Genomic DNA, 16291 nt, shown 5'->3' with positions numbered 1-16291 from the left:
CGAGTACGTGAGGCGTGCCATCGTGGATAGTTTCGGAGTGGACGGCGAGAGAGCCTCCTAGGGGAGGAGATCGAAGCCGGCACGGATCGGTGAGCACGCGATAACGGCGATAAATGCACCGCCAAGAACGAACACCTTCTTCACGGTTCCGCAGTAAACGCCACTTGCAAATGTGCGGTTAAGAAGAGATGTGCACGCGTGTGGTTAAGAAGAGCTGTACAAACGTGCAGATAAGAAATGAGGGCGGATAGTCATCCCCAATTAATTCGATACTGGGTTCGCCTTGGCTGTTCGCCCAGACCGTAATGAGAGCGGGGCTCTAGGGCTGTGGCTGAGCATATGGCTAGGGTGTCCATATGACCCATTACGATCTGCTCCTTATTGGCACCGGTTCAGGTAACTCGCTCCCGGGCCCAGAGTTTCATGACCTGTCCATTGCACTCGTGGAGAAGGGAACCTTTGGCGGCACCTGCCTCAACGTCGGTTGCATCCCGACCAAGATGTTTGCCTACACTGCCGAAGTTGCTGCCACTCCTGCAAACTCTGCCCGGTTCGGTGTGGATCAGACACTGAACTCGGTTGATTGGCCCGCGATTCGCGACCGCATCTTTGGTCGCATCGACCCAATTGCCGAGTCGGGCGAAGAGTATCGGGTGACCCACGAGGACAATCGGAACATGACCGTGTACCGCGGCGTCGGCCACTTCACCGGTCCGAAAACCATGGTGGTGGCCACGGCTAATGGGGATGAAGAGATTACCGCCGACCGTGTGGTTATCGCAGCCGGTTCGCGACCGTCGTTCCCCGACGTCGAAGGAATTGAAGCCATTGGCGCCCACACCTCGGATTCGGTCATGAGGCTCGAGGAACTGCCTGCCACGATGATCGTTCTGGGATCCGGGTTTATTGCGGCTGAGATGGCGCACGTATTCTCGTCCCTCGGTGTTCGCGTCACCCTGATTGCCCGCTCTCAGGTCATGCTCCGGGCCCAGGACCACGACGTAGCCGAGACGTACACGCGACTTGCTGGCGACACGTACGACGTCAAGCTGGGCTTTGCCGCATCGAAGGTCGTCCGCAATGAGAATGGCTCCGTGACAATCACGGGTACGGTTGACGGCGTGCTCAGCTCGGTCACCGCCGACGAGATCCTCGTTGCCACGGGACGGGTCTCGAACGCGGACAATCTTGACGTCGCTGCCGCCGGGATCGGCATGCGCACCGACGGCCGGGTGGCTGTCGACACGTACCAGCGCGTTCTAAACCCGGCCGGAGAAGTCCTTGACGGAATCTTCGCCCTCGGAGATGTGTCGTCGCAGTACCAGCTCAAGCATGTGGCAAACAAGGAAGCAAAGACGGTCCGGCACAACCTCCTCCACCCGGATTCCATGATCGAAACAGATCACCGCTTCGTCCCCTCCGCGGTCTTCGGACACCCCCAGATCGCAACCGTTGGGCTCACCGAAAACCAGGCGCGAGAAGCAGGGTATGACATCGTGGTAGCCCGCCAAGAGTACGCCGGCATCGCCTACGGATGGGCGATGGAGGACACGACAGGGTTCACGAAGATCATTGCCGAGAAGGGCACGACCAAGATCCTCGGCGCCCACATCATCGGCCCGCACGCGCCCACCCTCATCCAAATACTTATCCAAGCCATGTCGACCGGACAAACCGCTGCCGACATCGCATCCACCCAGTACTGGATCCACCCCGCCATGCCCGAACTCATCGAGAACGCGCTCCTACAGATCACCGACTGATAACCCGTTAGCGGGATTTGGCTGATCACCATAGCCGGATCCTGCTACCTGATGAGCACCGTCGGGCACCCGGCTTGAGCTTCTGCGGAAGCCTAGCCCCAAGCACTCGCCAAGACGCACGTGTGGGCCGCATATTGCGGCCCACACGGCTCTGATAGGTCAGTATCAGATACTCGCTGGTGTTGTCATCCGTGCTGGTTGCCGCGCACGACGTTCACGAACGGCTGGCTGGTCAGATAGTTGCCGACCTGGCGGCGCACGAGGCGGTTCATGCGGGGGAGCATAGCCTGCGTGTTGCCTCCCACGTGAGAGGTGATGAGAAGCGCCTTGTCCCACAGAGGGTGGCCGTCGGGAAGCGGCTCCGGATCGGTCACGTCGAGAGTGATACGCAGACGGTCCGCGTGCTTGATTAGGGCGTCGGTGTCGGCAACCTTGCCACGGGCAACGTTCACGAGGATTGAACCATCGGGCATGGCTGACAGGAACGCATCATCAACGAGCTTGTCGGTCTGCTCGTTGTGCGGGACAACAACGATAACGGAGTCGGCCTTGGGGAGGAGTTCCGGCAGGTCGTTCATATCGTACACCTGGCCGTACATGTCTTCGCGGCGGCGGGAGGCCACACGGATCACGTTGGTCTCGAACGGGGCGAGGCGCTGGGCGATTGCGGTGCCGACGCCACCGATGCCGACGAGAACGATCGTGGTGTCCGCAAGACCAAGAGTGTCGAACTGGTCCCACGTCTTTTCGCTCTGGGAGGCCAGAGAGCGGTCCACCTCGCGGGCCGCATACAGCAACATTGCCATGGTGTGCTCTGCGGTCGCGGTCTCGTGAACCGTTGCAGCGTTAGCAACGAGTAGGTCGCCTGGAAGTTCCTTCGGGATCGAGTCGTATCCAATGGAACCAAGCTGCAGGAGCTTCGTGCCAGTGTCGGCAACCCGCTCGACAAGATCGGGAGTGGTGGCGTGGGGTGCGACAGCAATGTCAATGTGATCGGCGGGCGGGGGCGACTTAAAATCCCACTCCAGGACGGTGATGCCAGGGATGTCGAGATCGATGGTCCAGTCCGGGGAGATTGCTACGGTTACGTTACTCACCTCTCCAACCTACAACGCTTCTGTCGTCCAGACCACCTGATTGGAGCGGCGACCCGTGGATGATTCACGCCGTGAGATAAATTCCTTACCGTCCGGCCCTGAAGGCCAACATGTGTAGGGGAACGTGATTCAGATGTTGTAGACAAAGTCGGCGGCACCCCTGGGCACCGCCGACTGTTTACTTATCAGTCGATTCGATTATGAGTTTGTTTTATTCCGCTGGTCGTTGCGGAGACTCAATCTAGTCGGCGGCGTTATCAAGAACGGTCTCGAGCTCGGTGAGGGGCAGATCGAACGCTTCGGCCACGCCCTTCTCGACAAGCTTGCCCCGGGTCGCTTGGAGGCCGAGGGCAAGATCGTGGCGTTCCTTCATGGCAGCGAACGGTCCGTTTGCAAGGGCCTTGATGTAGGGCAGGGTCTGGTCCGTCAGGGCCGTCGTGGCGGAAACTGGCACGGCGCCCGGCATGTTACCCACGCAATAGTAGATCCGGTTATCGGTGCGGTACACCGGGTCGTGGTGGGAGGTGGGGCGGGAACCCTGGAAGCAGCCACCCTGGTCGATTGCGACATCAACGAGGAGAACATCGTCCTTGAGACTGTCGAACATGTCCTCGGTGACGAGCTGGGGTGTGCGGGCACCAGGGATCAATGCCGTGCCAATGATGACATCGGAGAGGGCCGCCTCATCCCGGATGTGTGCGGGGGAGGACGTGTGGGTGCGGATCTTGGTTCCGTACTCCCGGTCAAGTCCGCGCAGCTTCTCGGTGTTGACATCCATGATTGTCACGTCTGCTCCCATGCCGACGGCGACCTTCGCTGCGTGAGAACCAACGGTGCCCGCACCGAGGATCAGGGTACGTACGGGCGGCACGCCGGGAACGCCTCCCATGAGGCGTCCGGGACCACCGAAAGGCTTCATAAGCTGGTGGGCGGCCTCCTGCGGGGCGAGACGGCCCGCGATCTCGGACATCGGCATGAGAAGAGGAAGGGACTTATTCCGAAGCTGGACAGTCTCGTACGCGATAGCCGTGACACCGGAGTCAACGACCCGGCGGCTCAGTTCCTCGTCAGCTGCGAGATGGAAGTAGGTGAAGACCGTCAGCCCCTCACGCAGATATTCGAGCTCGTGCCCGATCGGTTCCTTCACCTTGATCAGTAACTCGGCGTTTTTCCAGACCTCTTCGGCGGAGTCCGTGATTTCGGCTCCAGCATCTCGATAGGCATCATCGGAGCAACGGGCTCCCATGCCGGCGCCCGACTGGACGAGGACGGTGTGACCGGCGGCCGTCAGTTCTGCCGCTCCTGCGGGCGTGAGACCAACGCGCGCTTCGTCGTCTTTGATCTCGACGGGGATACCAATGATCATGCTCAGGCCTTTCTTCTGTGCGTCCTATCGTAGTTCGGTAAAAGCAGTACGCCCACTTCAACGCTCGGGAAACTATAGGACCGAGATGTGGTAAAGACTGTGTCAATCGTTCTACGATGACACGGTGACTGAGAACCTAACACGCGAAGAAGCGGCGACACGAAGCAATTTCACCATCGATTCCTACCGGGTGCTCCTCGATGTGAGGGGCGAAGACACCTTCGACATTGAAGAAACCCTGACCTTTAGCGGGCAACGGGACGAAACGTTCCTCGATTTTATTGGCGTTGAAGTCTCCAAGGTCATCATTAACGGCACCGACACCGAGGTCGACTGGGACGGGTCCCGCATCTACCTCAAGGGCCTCGCCGAAGAGAACACGGTGACCGTGCATGCTCGCGGCATTTTCTCCAACTCGGGCGAGGGCCTCCACCGATTCGTCGACCCCGTCGACAATTCCGTCTATCTGTATACGCAGTACGAGCCAGCCGACTGCCGCCGCGTCTTCCCGACGATGGAACAACCCAACCTCAAGGCTTCCTTCACCTTCGAGATCACAGCGCCGGAAGAATGGACGGTGTTGACCAACACCGAAGAGGTCTCGGCTACCGAGGTCGACGGGGGAGTGCGACACGTCTTCGCACCCACCAAGAGGCTCTCCACGTACCTCACGGCCCTGGTGGCCGGTCCCTATCACGAGCTCCGTTCCGAAAAGGACCCGCGCTTCGGCATCTTCTGCCGTCAGTCGCTGGCCGAGTATCTTGACCACGAAGAGATCTTCGACATCTCCCTGTCCGGCCTCGACGTGTTCGAGAAGGCCTTCAACTACCCTTACACGTGGGGCAAGTACGACCAGGTGTTCGTACCCGAATACAACCTCGGTGCCATGGAGAACCCGGGGCTTGTCACCTTCACCGAGCAGTACATTTTCCGTGGCCAGTCGACCCGCGCACAGCGCGCCGGCAGGGCCAACACGATCCTGCACGAAATGAGCCACATGTGGTTCGGTGACCTCGTCACCCCGGTCTGGTGGGACGATCTGTGGCTCAAGGAATCGTTTGCCGAGTACATGGGAGCCTGGGCCTCCACGCAGGCAACCGAATACACGGAAGCCTGGGTTGCCTTCACCGCCCGCCGCGCCGCGTGGGCATTCCTCAACGACAACCGCCCAACCACCCACCCGATCGTCGCCGACATCGTCGATCTCGAAGCAGCCGACCAGGCCTTCGACGGCATCACCTACGCCAAGGGTGCCGCAACGTTGCGTCAGCTCGTCGCCTACGTGGGCGAAGAAGCTTTCTTCGAAGGCGCAAGAATCTACTTCAAGCGCCACGAATTCGGCAACGCCAGCCTCGATGACCTGCTTGTTGCCCTCGAGGAAACGTCGGGCCGGGACCTGCGTGCCTGGGCCGAGCAGTGGCTCCACACCACGGGAGCCTCTTTCATCGAGGTCAACGGAAAGTCGCTTAACCAGACGGGTACTCAGCCGCTGTCCGGCGAAGCAATTGTGCGCCCCCACCGGATCAGCGTGGGCGGATACTCCCGAGAAGGGGCCGAGCTCGTCCGCGTCGACAGCACCACCGTGGAACTGACCAACACCGCAGAAGTCGATCTCGAGGGCGATGTCATCATCCCGAACGACGAAGCGCAAACCTACGCAATCGTCGCTCTCGACGAGCAGCAGCTTGAAACGGTCCTCACCACCCGGATCGCCGATCCACTCGCGCGCAGCGTTGTCTGGTCTGGCCTGTGGGAGGCCGTCCGCGATAGCCGACTGGACCCGGCACGGTACGTCGAAGCAGTCAGCCGCTTCCACTCCGAACCTGACTCCACTCTGCTTGGCCAGATGATCCGCAACTGCCAGTACATCGTCGAGCACTACACAATGGATCCTGACACGGCGCGCACCATCTGGCTCGGCATCTGCGACGACTCATGGCGCGTGGCGATAGACGACCAAGATCAGGACCGGATCTACCTGTGGCGCTCCGCCCTCGCCGTCGCTGGCGCGGCCCTCCCCGAAGCTGAAGACCTGCTACGCGAAGCGCTCGACACCGTCCGCGGTGACCGTGACGAACGGTGGAAGCTACTCATCGGCCTTGCCTCGACAGGCTCGGTCAGCGAGGCGGACCTCGAAGCCGAGCTCATCAACCCCAGCGAAGCCGATATTGTCGCTCACTCCCAGGCGGTCGCTTCAATCCCCGGCAACCGCCGCGAGGCCTACCGCAGGGCGCTAGAAGAGTCCCTCTCTAATAACCGCATGTCGGCATTGCTCGCCGGTGCCACCGCCACCTACGAAGCCGAGGAATACCCGTTCTTCTCGATCGCGCTCCCGGTCTGGCGAGAACGCACCCAGGAGCTCGCCGAGCGTATCCTCTACGCCCTGTTCCCGCAGGGAGAGGAAACAATCGAACAGGCCCAGGAGTGGCTCGAAGGCGACGGCGCGAACGCACCCTCCGCCCTCCGCAAGATCGTGCTCGACGGCCTCGATTCTCGGCTGCGAGACAAGCGTGTTCGTGACACCTTCGCAGGCACGACGAGGTTCCTACCGGAGGAACGTTAACGCACCGCCAAACCAGCCCGGGCACACATTCTTAACACTGCGAGAATTGTGCCGTAACAAAGACGTAGAGCGTACCCCGCGTCAACCAAGTGGGCATTCTGTCCCCCGTTTCCGCAAGCCCGCGGAGCGGGGGACAGATTACTTCTTGATAACAATCCCGATGTAGCCTCACAAGACGCTCGTGAACGCGCTGGAAAGCGCGTTGCTGTGCGAGCCCGCGAAACCCAAAAGAGCCCCCTGCCCACTGGGCTAAACCGGAGTGTGCCGACGATGTTCACGAAGGTGACATTCCCGGCTATGGCGCCACTTTCTGGATATTGATCGGGGTGCGGAGAAAACTGCTCGAAGAATATTGCGTCCCATCATTGCGGCTTGGCAGTAGAAAGCGCGAGAATTAGACCACGGACACCTTGAACGAACCCTGAACGACAAAAGTGGCCATGGGAAATTTCCCGCAAAACCAGGTAGTATATTACAAAGCGGTAACGGCGAGGAGGTCGCGATGACAAGCAACGGGAATGATCCCACTGCAACATCACAGTTCTCTGCACTATCCGGCTCCCCAGACACTGGCGAGCTCGATGCACGCAGGGTAGGAATGAGCGAGCAGGATTTTGCTGCCGTTCAGGCTCTTCCGCCGTTCTCGGCTCTTCTCCTCGTCCAGCGCGGCCCCAACCAGGGTGCGAGATTCCTTCTCGACAGCGAGTCGACCATGGCGGGACGTCACCCCAAATCCGACATCTTCTTGGATGATGTGACGGTCTCCCGCCAGCACTGCGAGTTCCTGCGCCACGAAGGCACCTTCTATGTGCGTGACCACGGCTCGCTTAATGGCACTTACGTGAACCGTGAGCGTATCGACGAAGTCGGACTTGTTACCGGAGACGAGGTACAGATCGGCAAGTACCGAATGACCTTCCACGCCTCCCCGAACCGCGCCCAGTAATGGGCGAAGCAACACAGCACCTTCACAGCCACGATCCGGAGCAGGTTTCGTGGCCCTTTGACGTCTCTCACGAACCGACGCTGAAGATCGGTGAGGTCAAAGAGATACTGAGCGCCGAATTCCCGATGCTCAACGTGTCGAAGATCCGGTACCTCGAGAACATCGATCTCGTGATCCCGCACCGGACATCATCGAACCAGCGACTCTTCTCGCGTGCCGACGTCGAGCGCCTTCGGTTCATCCTCACCGAGCAGCGCGATCGCTACCTGCCTCTCTCGCAGATAGGTGAGCTCCTCAGCCAGCTTGACAGCGGTCGCGCCGGCGAAGGCCACCCCGGACGCATGCGTGCCGTCGAGCACGATGATGTTCCCCGTCCCAAGCCGGGCACGCGACTGACCAAGGCGGAGGTTTCCGAACTCACGGGTGTTCCTGTCGAGGACATCGAGGAACTGGCACGCCTCGGCGTTGTCGAAGTTGACCCCCGCGGTCGCCTCACGAGCCACGCCGTCGACATCGTCCGCTACTCGCAGATGATCACCGACCTCGGACTTGATCTGAGAAATATCAGAGCAGTTAAGAACTCTGCACACAATCACGCCACGATGATTACGACGTCACTAGCAGCCCAACTGGCGAAGCAGTCACCAGTTGCACGGGAGCGTGCTTTCGCTCAGGGAAATGAGATGTCGGCCCTCGTGGTCAAGCTCTACCAGGCACTTCTCGTCGAGAACATCGAAGTCGAACTCGACTGATAAATCTCAAGGTAAGCTTGAGGTGCGACACGCCGAATCGTTTATGGCCCAGGTGATTGACCGAGCAATCCTGGGAGCCTAACGTTAGGTGAAGTTAGACAGAAATTGGAGGCCGTGGTGAACGAAGCCGCACATCCCCAGCTCTTCCAGCCCTCGCTTTTCGGTGAGGACAAGCCGCTGGACGAGACCGAGGGTTACCGTGGACCGGTTGCCAGCAAGGTTGTCGGTATCACCTACCGGCAGCTCGACTACTGGGACCGCACCGGCCTTGTATCCCCGAGCATTCGGGGCGCGAAAGGCTCGGGAACACAGCGTCTCTACTCTTTCCGCGACATTCTAGTCTTGAAGGTTGTCAAACGTCTTCTCGACACCGGTGTATCGCTCCAGCAGATCCGGGTCGCAATCAACCAGCTGTCCAAGTACGGCGTTCAGGACCTCTCGGGGATCACCCTCATGTCCGACGGTGCCTCCGTCTACGAGTGCACCTCGAACGACGAAGTGATCGATCTCGTCAACGGTGGCCAGGGCGTATTCGGAATCGCACTGGGTCGCGTCTGGCAGGAGATCGAATTCTCGCTGTCCGAGCTCCCCACCGAAAAGGCCGAGCAGGAAATGGCAGCCAACGTGAAGGACGAGCTGGCTGAGCGCCGCGCCCGCCGCAATATCTCATAACGACAGCCTCTAGAATGCTTGAGTGAGCCCCGCTTCGGCGGGGCTACGTCGTACCGGCCTCTTGTACGTGGATATGTGCGTGGACTACTGAGCGGCTGGTAGCCACATTCCCACGCTCAATCCTTCCGGCAGATAATCGGGCGGCTATCCATGACCGAGCATCAGACGCTGACAGCGCACAGATCTGCCGGGGAGAGCTACGCGCCGAGCTACCGTGCACCGCGGCTGACTGTGGCAAGTACGGAGAGCGGCATATCGTTCCCCCGCCCTCCGACATAGCTTCCCAACGAGTTCCTCATTGCGTTACTCGTCCGGGGTATTCTTCATGCCTTTAACCTTCTCAACATCCTCGGGATCGCCTTCAAGCTCGACCTGGGCGACGGACCGACCGAAGGTGTAGAGCGCGAGCTCAAGAGGCGTGCCCACGATTGTCACGGCGTTCTCGTGACGCTTGGTGGTGAGTGCGGTGAACTCACCATGCTCGGGGAGCGGAGAATGATCCGCACCGGTGCCATAGCGAATGACACCTGGCCGGTTGTCTTAAGAGAACCCCAGATGGCCTTCTGATCTTCGTCATCCAGGACCCGACCCAGCTCAGGTGTCTGCGCCCTCCGGATGTCCTCGTGGTGGATCACATACTCGAGAGTGTTGAAGGCTCGGTTGAGCGCAGAAACCTGCAGAGGAGAATACTTTTGGGGACCCTTGCGGTAGATATCGAGCAGCTCATCAAAGGATGCGGTTTCGAGATGATCATTCTTCTCACGAATCGCATCGGAGAAGTTCCACGGCACCTTTGCCGCGAGAGTGATGTGGGGGTAGATCTCTCGGGTCACCATGTGCCGAAGAAGATCTTCTGTATCCCAACCTTCACACAGCGTTGGCGCATCGGGCCCGATCCGTTCGAATGTGCTGATGAGGTCTGAGCGTTCCTTCGTGACAAAATCCATGACTTCAACAATAGTTGGTGCCCAATTGCGGCGGTATGAATTGGGGTACGTGCGACCAAAAGTTACCAGGTAAAGCACAGGGAAATCCCGGAAAACCAAGATGTCTAGACCTAAAGTCCTGGGCCATAGCCGGTCTATCGGGCCGATCTAGACAGTGCTGAACGATGCAGGGCTAGCTGCGCGCCTGAAGAAAACAGCGGGCGATGACCTGCCATGTCGAAAACTCAAAGAGGGTGCGGCACAGATATTCTCCGTGCCGCACCCTCTTCAATGCTGGATGAAAGCTCAGCCAAGCACCGAGTCGCTACTAGGCGACAAGCTGGTCGATAAGAACACCGAGCTCACCGGGGCGACGATCGAGCGGCTCGAAGCCATTGTCACCAAAGTCAAGGAACAGGCTCAGCTCGACCGTGGAACGGATGTCCCACATGTTCATATTCGCAACGATGGTCCGCCACTGCTCGATCGAGCGCACACCATTAGCGGCGCCGTAGCCGACGAATGCCACCCTCTTGTTCATCCACTCGTTGGCGATGGAATCAAAGGCATTCTTGAAGGCGCCCGGGACACCGTGGTTGTACTCGGCGGTCACGAAGATATAGGCGTCAAACTCGTTGATCTTGTCGCCCCACGCCTGAACCTCGGCGGAATCATACTTGCCGTTGGCCATAGCCGGGTGCGTGGACGAGGTCAGCAGGGGAACATTGAACTCCCGCAGGTCAACAAGCTCGAACTCGGCGCCGCCATGCTTGACAGCCTCATCGTAAACCCACTTGCCAATCTGCTCGCCTGCTCGCTCCTCGCGGATCGAACCGAGGATGATTCCAACCTTCATGTGTCTTCCTTTCAAGATGAACTAACGAACTAATCCAAACATGGAATTAGTTAAAAGCGAAACTATTGTCGAGGAATTCACTAAGGGGGGATTCCGGGAATAATCCGCGGTATTTTGCAAAACAATTCCATACACAGACACGGTTGATTCACGATTGATATTGGCGGGATATCAGCCGATCATCTTCGTGGCTTCGTGGAAGAGGTGGGGGAGAGGACCAGCTGCATCCCTACCTGAGCTGGACAGCGGCTTGGCGGGGATGCGCGGCTTTCATCAGCTTGGCAGAGCTGTCAGCCGAGTGGCTTGTGAAGATGAGCGCAGTGTCGTCGATAAACCTGGTGGATAGACGAAGTGGTGGGATGGCCCGGAACGAATCCGAACCACCCCACCACTAAACGCGTAAGGCAGCGTGTGTCGCGATGGCTATAGGAGTCCCATGGTTGTTGGGAGCCACGTCGACAGGACCGGTACGTAGACCACGATGAACAGCGCAATAACAATTGCGATGAGGAATGGCCAGAGCTTGCCGGTGACAGGCTCGATCCGGAGTCTTGCGACTCTAGCACCGACGAAGAGGACGTTGCCGACAGGCGGCGTGATTACGCCAATCGACAGTGCCATGACAACGAGTGCACCGAAGTGGACCGGGTCGACACCCAGCTCCGTGACGATCGGAAGGAAAATCGGAACGAAGATGAGAATGGCGGGGGTTGGGTCCATGAAGGTGCCAACGAGAAGCAAGATAATTGTGACGATCAGCAGGACAACTGCGGTCGAGTCCGTTGTTCCCAGAACAGCATCGGAGATGAGCTCGGGGATGCGGGCAAAGGACATGACGAACGACAGGGCCGTGGAGACCGCTACGAGCATCATGACGATTGCTGTCGTGCGGCTGGCGTCGACGAGGATATCGGGAAGGTCCTTGATCTTAATGGTGCGGTAAACCATCGACAGGATGAGGCAGTACACGACGGCAATCGAGGCGGACTCGGTTGCGGTAAAGAGGCCGCCGAGAATACCACCGACAACGATGACGATCATGAGGAGCGACGGAACTGCGCGCCAAATAATCTTCATGCCGTCCGTGAACGACACGCGCTCCTCGGACTTAAGACGGCCCGGCTGCTTTCGTGCGTACAGATAAACGACGAGCATACAGGCAAGGACCCACATGATGCCGGGAATCAAGCCCGCCATGAACAGCGCCGCAATCGATGTTGAAGAGACCAGCGAGTAGACGATAAAGGTGTTCGACGGCGGGATGAGCATGCCGGACGGCGCCGCGGCGACGTTGACGGCAGCGGCGAAGCGCTTGTCGTAGCCATCCTTGACCATGCGGCCATGCATGACGTTACCGACAGCGGCGGCTGAGGCCACCGCAGCGCCAGAGACGGCACCAAACAGGGAGTTGGCAACAATGTTTGTCTGTGCGAGCGACGCCGGCATGCGACCCGTGAGCACCTTTGCGGCGTCAACGAGTCTGCCGGCAATACCGCCGTTATTCATGATCACGCCCGCCAAAACAAACAGCGGAATCGCGAGCAGAGGGAACGAGTTGATGCCCGTAAACATGCGCTGGGCGGTGACAAGCGATGCCTGCTCGAGACCAAGCAGCGGGACCGCCGCGAGCATGGTCGAGACACCGATGGTGACGGCAATTGGGATCGAGACAACAATGCCAAAGATGATGCCAACAATGAGGATAAGACCAGCAAGGGTATTCGGATCCATCATGCCTCCTTAGACGTATCGGGCGAGCGCGGCGTTACTGGATCGACCAGCTCAGACTCGGCTCGAGCGGCTTCGGCGGTCTCAGGATCGAGAGCAACCTCGACGTCTTCGTCGGAGTGGTCGCCGTACGCTTCCTCAAGTTTGAGGGCCATGCCGATGATGTAGTAGATCGAGTAGAAGGCGATGAGAACACCGCTGATGGGCAGGGCTAGATACATCTGGCCCATGGTGAACGGCAGAGCAGAAAGTTCCTGGTTCCATGCGTTCTGAGAGGCTCGGTAGCCGCCATAGATGAAAACAATAACGGCGAAGGCCAGGATCACAACCTGAACAAAGGTTGCCACCGCACGCTCCGAATTATCCGGGAGCTTACGGACGAGGAACTCGACCGCGACATGTCCGCGCTCACCGAATACCAGGGCTGCCGCGAAGAGACCCAACCACACAAACGTGATCCGGGCACCCTCCTCGGTCCAGGTGGAGGGATCGTTGAGGACCTGGCGGGAAAAGACCTGCCAGACAACGATGACAACAAGGGCTGCGAACAGGATCGTCACAATGACGTACAGAATTCTGTCAAGAGTTTTCTTTAGGAGAGCCATGATTACTCCACATCCTTCTCGGACAGGGCGCGGGCCCCTTCGTAAACCTCAAGCTGAGTATCGGTCGTGAGGAACTGATCGACGAGCGGCTCGAGGGCCTCATCGAAGATAGTTTCGTCAACGATATGGATCGTGGCGCCATCTTCTTCGGCCTGGGAAATTGAGTCATCGGTGGCCTCGAGCCACAGCTCGACGTGGAGGGCACGCGCCTCATCCCAGCCCCCCATGAAGATCTCCCGATCTTCATGGGTCATGGAGTCCAGCATTGTCGAGTTAATGATGAGATAGTCGAGACCCACCAGGTGGTTAGTCTGCGACCAGTGCGGCGCAACCTCGTAGTGACGCTGTGTTGCGTAAGAAACCTCGTTGTTTTCTGCAGCATCAACGACTCCGGACTGAAGACCGGAATAGAGCTCGCCGTACGCCATCGGAGTTGCCGAGGCACCGAGTGCCTCCGCCATGGCCAGGTTCAGCTCCGATTCCTGGACACGCAGTTTCATGCCATTCAGATCATCGGGCGTCTCAACCGGACCAAACGTCGTGTAGACGGAACGGTTACCCTGTGTGAAGCCACCAAGAACAACAATGTTATTGGTCTCGCGCAACGAGTTAAAGAGCTCGCCCACGACTTCGTCATCCGCCAGCACCTTCATCTGGTGATCAATATTGTCGAAGGTGGTGGGGAGGTTCAGTGCGATGAAATCCTTGTTCAGATTCTCGAGCTGGGGGCCGGAGACGATGGCCAATTCCACCGACCCATCGGAAACCAGCTGAAGAGCCTCGGCCTGTGCGCCGAGCGTCTCGTTGGGGTAAATCTCCAGAGTCCACCTACCGTCGGTGTTCTCTTCCAAGTAGTCACCCCAGTGGTCCAAAGCAATATAGGAAGGGTGGGTCTCTGTCTGGTTCAATGCCAGATGGAGGACGTCCCCTTCGTTTTGTCCAGGTTCCAGAGTGCCACTGCACGCTGCCAGGAGCATCGCGGTTCCAGCCGCCGCCCCTATCAATCGTGTATGTCGCCTCATAGCGCCTCGCTTCCTTGCGTTTCGCTGCTACCGACACTGTGGGGATTGTCAGTATCTGGAATGCATTTGACAATCGTTGGTAGCTTCGTGCCCTCATACTATTTACCCAAGAGCTGAATTCCGCCGTGTTGCCGTGTGTTGCCATGCCGAGCCATTTCATGTCATGTAAGTAGCTCAAACCGGTGAATTTCGGTGCAAACTAGCCCTATATCCTCGGGCTTTGTCAGTCGATAAGTCGCGCTGGTAGCAGTGTTACCTTCGCCATAAACCGCAGTGGGGGAGAGTTTCTGTCCGGTTTCTTAAAGTACGCGCGGATTGTTGCAGTCGTGATGGCAACTGATGGCAAAGCCCAAGAAATTCTGCGTAGAACAGATTTTTCTGTGAAACCTTGGGTCAGCAAACGGGATCTACGTCCTAGAGAATGTGTGCCGCGGCCACCCGACCACCGTTTGGCACCCGAATTTCAACGGCGAGAATAACGCCCAGCCAGGGGAGTGGCGGGAAGGTGTTGGGGAGGAGGAAGAAAAGATTTCTCCTCCCCAACGACTCTCAGGACGGGGTAGAAAGACGGGGTAGAAGGGGGAGTGCGGTGTTAACTGTGCATTTCGTGATCTGCGCGCTGAGCCAGTTTGTCCTTTGTCGCCCACAGGCCAGCTGACGGCGTGGAAATATAGAAGACGTCTTCACCATCCGGCATGGTATTCCAGCCATCCTTCATAACTTCGGGGTTATACCGGTTGAGGGCTTCGTTCACATCCATGTACTCGTAGCCGACAGATTCAATGTCTTCCCGGGTCAGTTTTCCTGGCGCATACCTGATGGTGAATCGGCCCTCGGAGGAGCCATGAACAAGATGCGCTGTACCGTGGGGGATGTCCTGCATATCCTCCTGTGTTGCGAAGAGCTCAAGGACTTCGGCCTGACTTATGTAGCCGTACTTACGGACAAGATCATCCACTTCGGGCTGCTCCCCAAAACGCTCAACGCCGGGGGCGATAACGAGAAGCTCCCCACCATCCGCAATTGCCATGCGAGTGCGGTACACGGCCTTGTTGGCAACCCAGGTTGCCCGGAACTCGTCCGCCTGCATGACAGCCACGATCTTCTTTACCGGCTTATCGAATTGCGTAATGTTTTGCGCAAGGGACGCACGTGCTGCGTCGTAGTAGGTTTCAAGGTCGTCACCAACATAAACACCTGTGTGGACCAGTTCCCCGTCATCGTTATAGTCCATGACGACCTGGATGTAGACATCCTTAAGGTGGCCAAGGTAGCGTTCCTCGGCTTCGTTAAAGCAGGCACGGACCGGTGTAAGCAGGTTACCCAGGTTGTTTTCTATGCCGTAAACGGCTGATGCCATGTGGGAGCCGCCGAGCAGACGCTTACCGCCAAGCCCAATGAAATAATTCTTGTTGTGATTGGCGAAGCCAAGAACCTCGTGAGGGACGACGTGCCCAATGTTGATGATGAGATCCCAGTCCTCAGTGACCGTCATGGTGTTCAGGTCGATCGGGATCTCCCAGTCAACAAGCCCGCCCGTCTTCTCCTTCACGAACTCCGCCTCAATCATGCCCAGATGGGTGACGCCGTTCTTCCAATCGTGGGCATGGATCTTTTCCTCGGGAACGGATCCAAACATCCACGTGTTGTCCTCGGGCGTGTGTGGCACGTGCTGCCCGAGCGTCGGAATCACATGAACATCGGCACCCGCCTCGGTCAGATGGTGGTAGAGAAACTCGGTCATCCAGCCGACTCCAGCATGCGCTCGGGTAATATCGGGCGGAAGGAGAAGTACCCGGTTGAGTCTCTCAATTCCGAGCCTTTCCCTCGACTCCGCTACCGTGCGAAGCAACATTTCTTCAATCTTTGGGCGATCGATGATAGACGCCTCGTGCTTAAACCAGGTCATATGGGCAGACTACGAGAATGACCGTATCGGTGTGCGGGAATGCACCATGTTGCCACTTATGAACTCGAGGCCCGTAAGTTGCGTCG

General features: G+C 58.4%; 14 protein-coding genes. 5 read left to right on the top strand and 9 right to left on the bottom strand.

Features of this window, described 5'->3' with window-relative positions; translation table 11 throughout:
- Positions 1-356 precede the first annotated feature (356 nt).
- A complete protein-coding gene (locus EJ997_RS03585) occupies positions 357-1763 on the top strand; it encodes a mycothione reductase (RefSeq protein WP_126703374.1) in 1407 nt (468 codons plus the stop codon).
- Between the two features lie 185 nt (positions 1764-1948).
- On the opposite strand, the gene EJ997_RS03580 is transcribed toward EJ997_RS03585, so the two are convergent.
- Positions 1949-2860 carry an NAD(P)-dependent oxidoreductase gene (locus tag EJ997_RS03580; protein WP_126703373.1) on the bottom strand — a complete coding sequence of 304 codons (912 nt, stop codon included), beginning with the start codon at positions 2858-2860 and terminating at the stop codon, positions 1949-1951.
- A gap of 241 nt (positions 2861-3101) precedes the next feature.
- On the bottom strand, positions 3102-4226 hold the full coding sequence (gene ald / locus EJ997_RS03575; RefSeq protein ID WP_126703372.1) for an alanine dehydrogenase: 1125 nt from the start codon (positions 4224-4226) through the stop codon (positions 3102-3104).
- A gap of 124 nt (positions 4227-4350) precedes the next feature.
- On the opposite strand from ald, the gene pepN reads away from it, so the two are divergent.
- The 4 genes from pepN (at position 4351) to EJ997_RS03555 (ending at position 9159) form a co-directional block, all read left to right on the top strand.
- Complete coding sequence (pepN, locus tag EJ997_RS03570; RefSeq protein WP_126703371.1) at positions 4351-6789, top strand: aminopeptidase N; 2439 nt, start codon at positions 4351-4353, stop codon at positions 6787-6789.
- 502 nt (positions 6790-7291) lie between these two features.
- A complete protein-coding gene (locus EJ997_RS03565; RefSeq protein ID WP_126703370.1) occupies positions 7292-7735 on the top strand; it encodes an FHA domain-containing protein in 444 nt (147 codons plus the stop codon).
- Positions 7735-8487 (top strand): transcriptional regulator FtsR, encoded by a 753-nt coding sequence (ftsR, locus tag EJ997_RS03560; RefSeq protein ID WP_126703369.1) that lies wholly within the window; start codon positions 7735-7737, stop codon positions 8485-8487. Before EJ997_RS03565 ends, ftsR begins: the two co-directional genes overlap by 1 nt.
- A gap of 114 nt (positions 8488-8601) precedes the next feature.
- Positions 8602-9159 (top strand): MerR family transcriptional regulator, encoded by a 558-nt coding sequence (locus EJ997_RS03555; protein ID WP_206501791.1) that lies wholly within the window; start codon positions 8602-8604, stop codon positions 9157-9159.
- A gap of 303 nt (positions 9160-9462) precedes the next feature.
- On the opposite strand, the gene EJ997_RS13730 is transcribed toward EJ997_RS03555, so the two are convergent.
- The 7 genes from EJ997_RS13730 to EJ997_RS03525 all read right to left on the bottom strand — a co-directional run bounded on the left by EJ997_RS13730 (position 9463) and on the right by EJ997_RS03525 (position 16205).
- Positions 9463-9594, bottom strand: a complete 132-nt coding sequence (locus tag EJ997_RS13730) for a hypothetical protein (protein WP_265936841.1) — start codon at positions 9592-9594, stop codon at positions 9463-9465.
- The gene (locus EJ997_RS03550; protein ID WP_126703367.1) at positions 9591-10106 is read right to left on the bottom strand and encodes a maleylpyruvate isomerase family mycothiol-dependent enzyme; all 516 of its coding nucleotides are present in this window, start codon (positions 10104-10106) and stop codon (positions 9591-9593) included. Before EJ997_RS03550 ends, EJ997_RS13730 begins: the two co-directional genes overlap by 4 nt.
- Positions 10107-10413: 307 nt before the next feature.
- Positions 10414-10941, bottom strand: coding sequence for an NADPH-dependent FMN reductase (locus tag EJ997_RS03545; RefSeq protein ID WP_126703366.1), 528 nt, complete (start codon positions 10939-10941; stop codon positions 10414-10416).
- 423 nt (positions 10942-11364) lie between these two features.
- Positions 11365-12675: a TRAP transporter large permease gene (locus tag EJ997_RS03540; RefSeq protein WP_126703365.1), complete on the bottom strand. Its 1311-nt coding sequence runs from the start codon at positions 12673-12675 to the stop codon at positions 11365-11367.
- On the bottom strand, positions 12672-13274 hold the full coding sequence (locus EJ997_RS03535) for a TRAP transporter small permease (protein ID WP_126703364.1): 603 nt from the start codon (positions 13272-13274) through the stop codon (positions 12672-12674). Before EJ997_RS03535 ends, EJ997_RS03540 begins: the two co-directional genes overlap by 4 nt.
- A gap of 2 nt (positions 13275-13276) precedes the next feature.
- The gene (locus tag EJ997_RS03530; protein ID WP_206501789.1) at positions 13277-14182 is read right to left on the bottom strand and encodes a TRAP transporter substrate-binding protein; all 906 of its coding nucleotides are present in this window, start codon (positions 14180-14182) and stop codon (positions 13277-13279) included.
- A 706-nt stretch (positions 14183-14888) separates the two neighbouring features.
- A complete protein-coding gene (locus tag EJ997_RS03525) occupies positions 14889-16205 on the bottom strand; it encodes a lactate racemase domain-containing protein (protein WP_126703362.1) in 1317 nt (438 codons plus the stop codon).
- Positions 16206-16291 lie beyond the last annotated feature (86 nt).

This window comes from Flaviflexus ciconiae (assembly GCF_003971195.1).
Classification (GTDB): domain Bacteria; phylum Actinomycetota; class Actinomycetes; order Actinomycetales; family Actinomycetaceae; genus Flaviflexus; species Flaviflexus ciconiae.
The sequence above is the reverse complement of the archived record's forward strand: the minus strand, read 5'-3'. Positions and strand labels throughout refer to the sequence as shown.

Bases quoted from the DNA above. Each gene is read 5' to 3' on its own strand.
- EJ997_RS03540 (WP_126703365.1), bottom strand. From the start codon at position 12,675: ATGATGGATCCGAATACCCTTGCTGGTCTTATCCTCATTGTTGGCATC.
- ftsR (WP_126703369.1), top strand. From the start codon at position 7,735: ATGGGCGAAGCAACACAGCACCTTCACAGCCACGATCCGGAGCAGGTT.
- EJ997_RS03565 (WP_126703370.1), top strand. From the start codon at position 7,292: ATGACAAGCAACGGGAATGATCCCACTGCAACATCACAGTTCTCTGCA.
- EJ997_RS03550 (WP_126703367.1), bottom strand. From the start codon at position 10,106: ATGGATTTTGTCACGAAGGAACGCTCAGACCTCATCAGCACATTCGAA.
- EJ997_RS03535 (WP_126703364.1), bottom strand. From the start codon at position 13,274: ATGGCTCTCCTAAAGAAAACTCTTGACAGAATTCTGTACGTCATTGTG.
- EJ997_RS03525 (WP_126703362.1), bottom strand. From the start codon at position 16,205: ATGACCTGGTTTAAGCACGAGGCGTCTATCATCGATCGCCCAAAGATT.
- EJ997_RS03585 (WP_126703374.1), top strand. From the start codon at position 357: ATGACCCATTACGATCTGCTCCTTATTGGCACCGGTTCAGGTAACTCG.
- EJ997_RS03545 (WP_126703366.1), bottom strand. From the start codon at position 10,941: ATGAAGGTTGGAATCATCCTCGGTTCGATCCGCGAGGAGCGAGCAGGC.
- ald (WP_126703372.1), bottom strand. From the start codon at position 4,226: ATGATCATTGGTATCCCCGTCGAGATCAAAGACGACGAAGCGCGCGTT.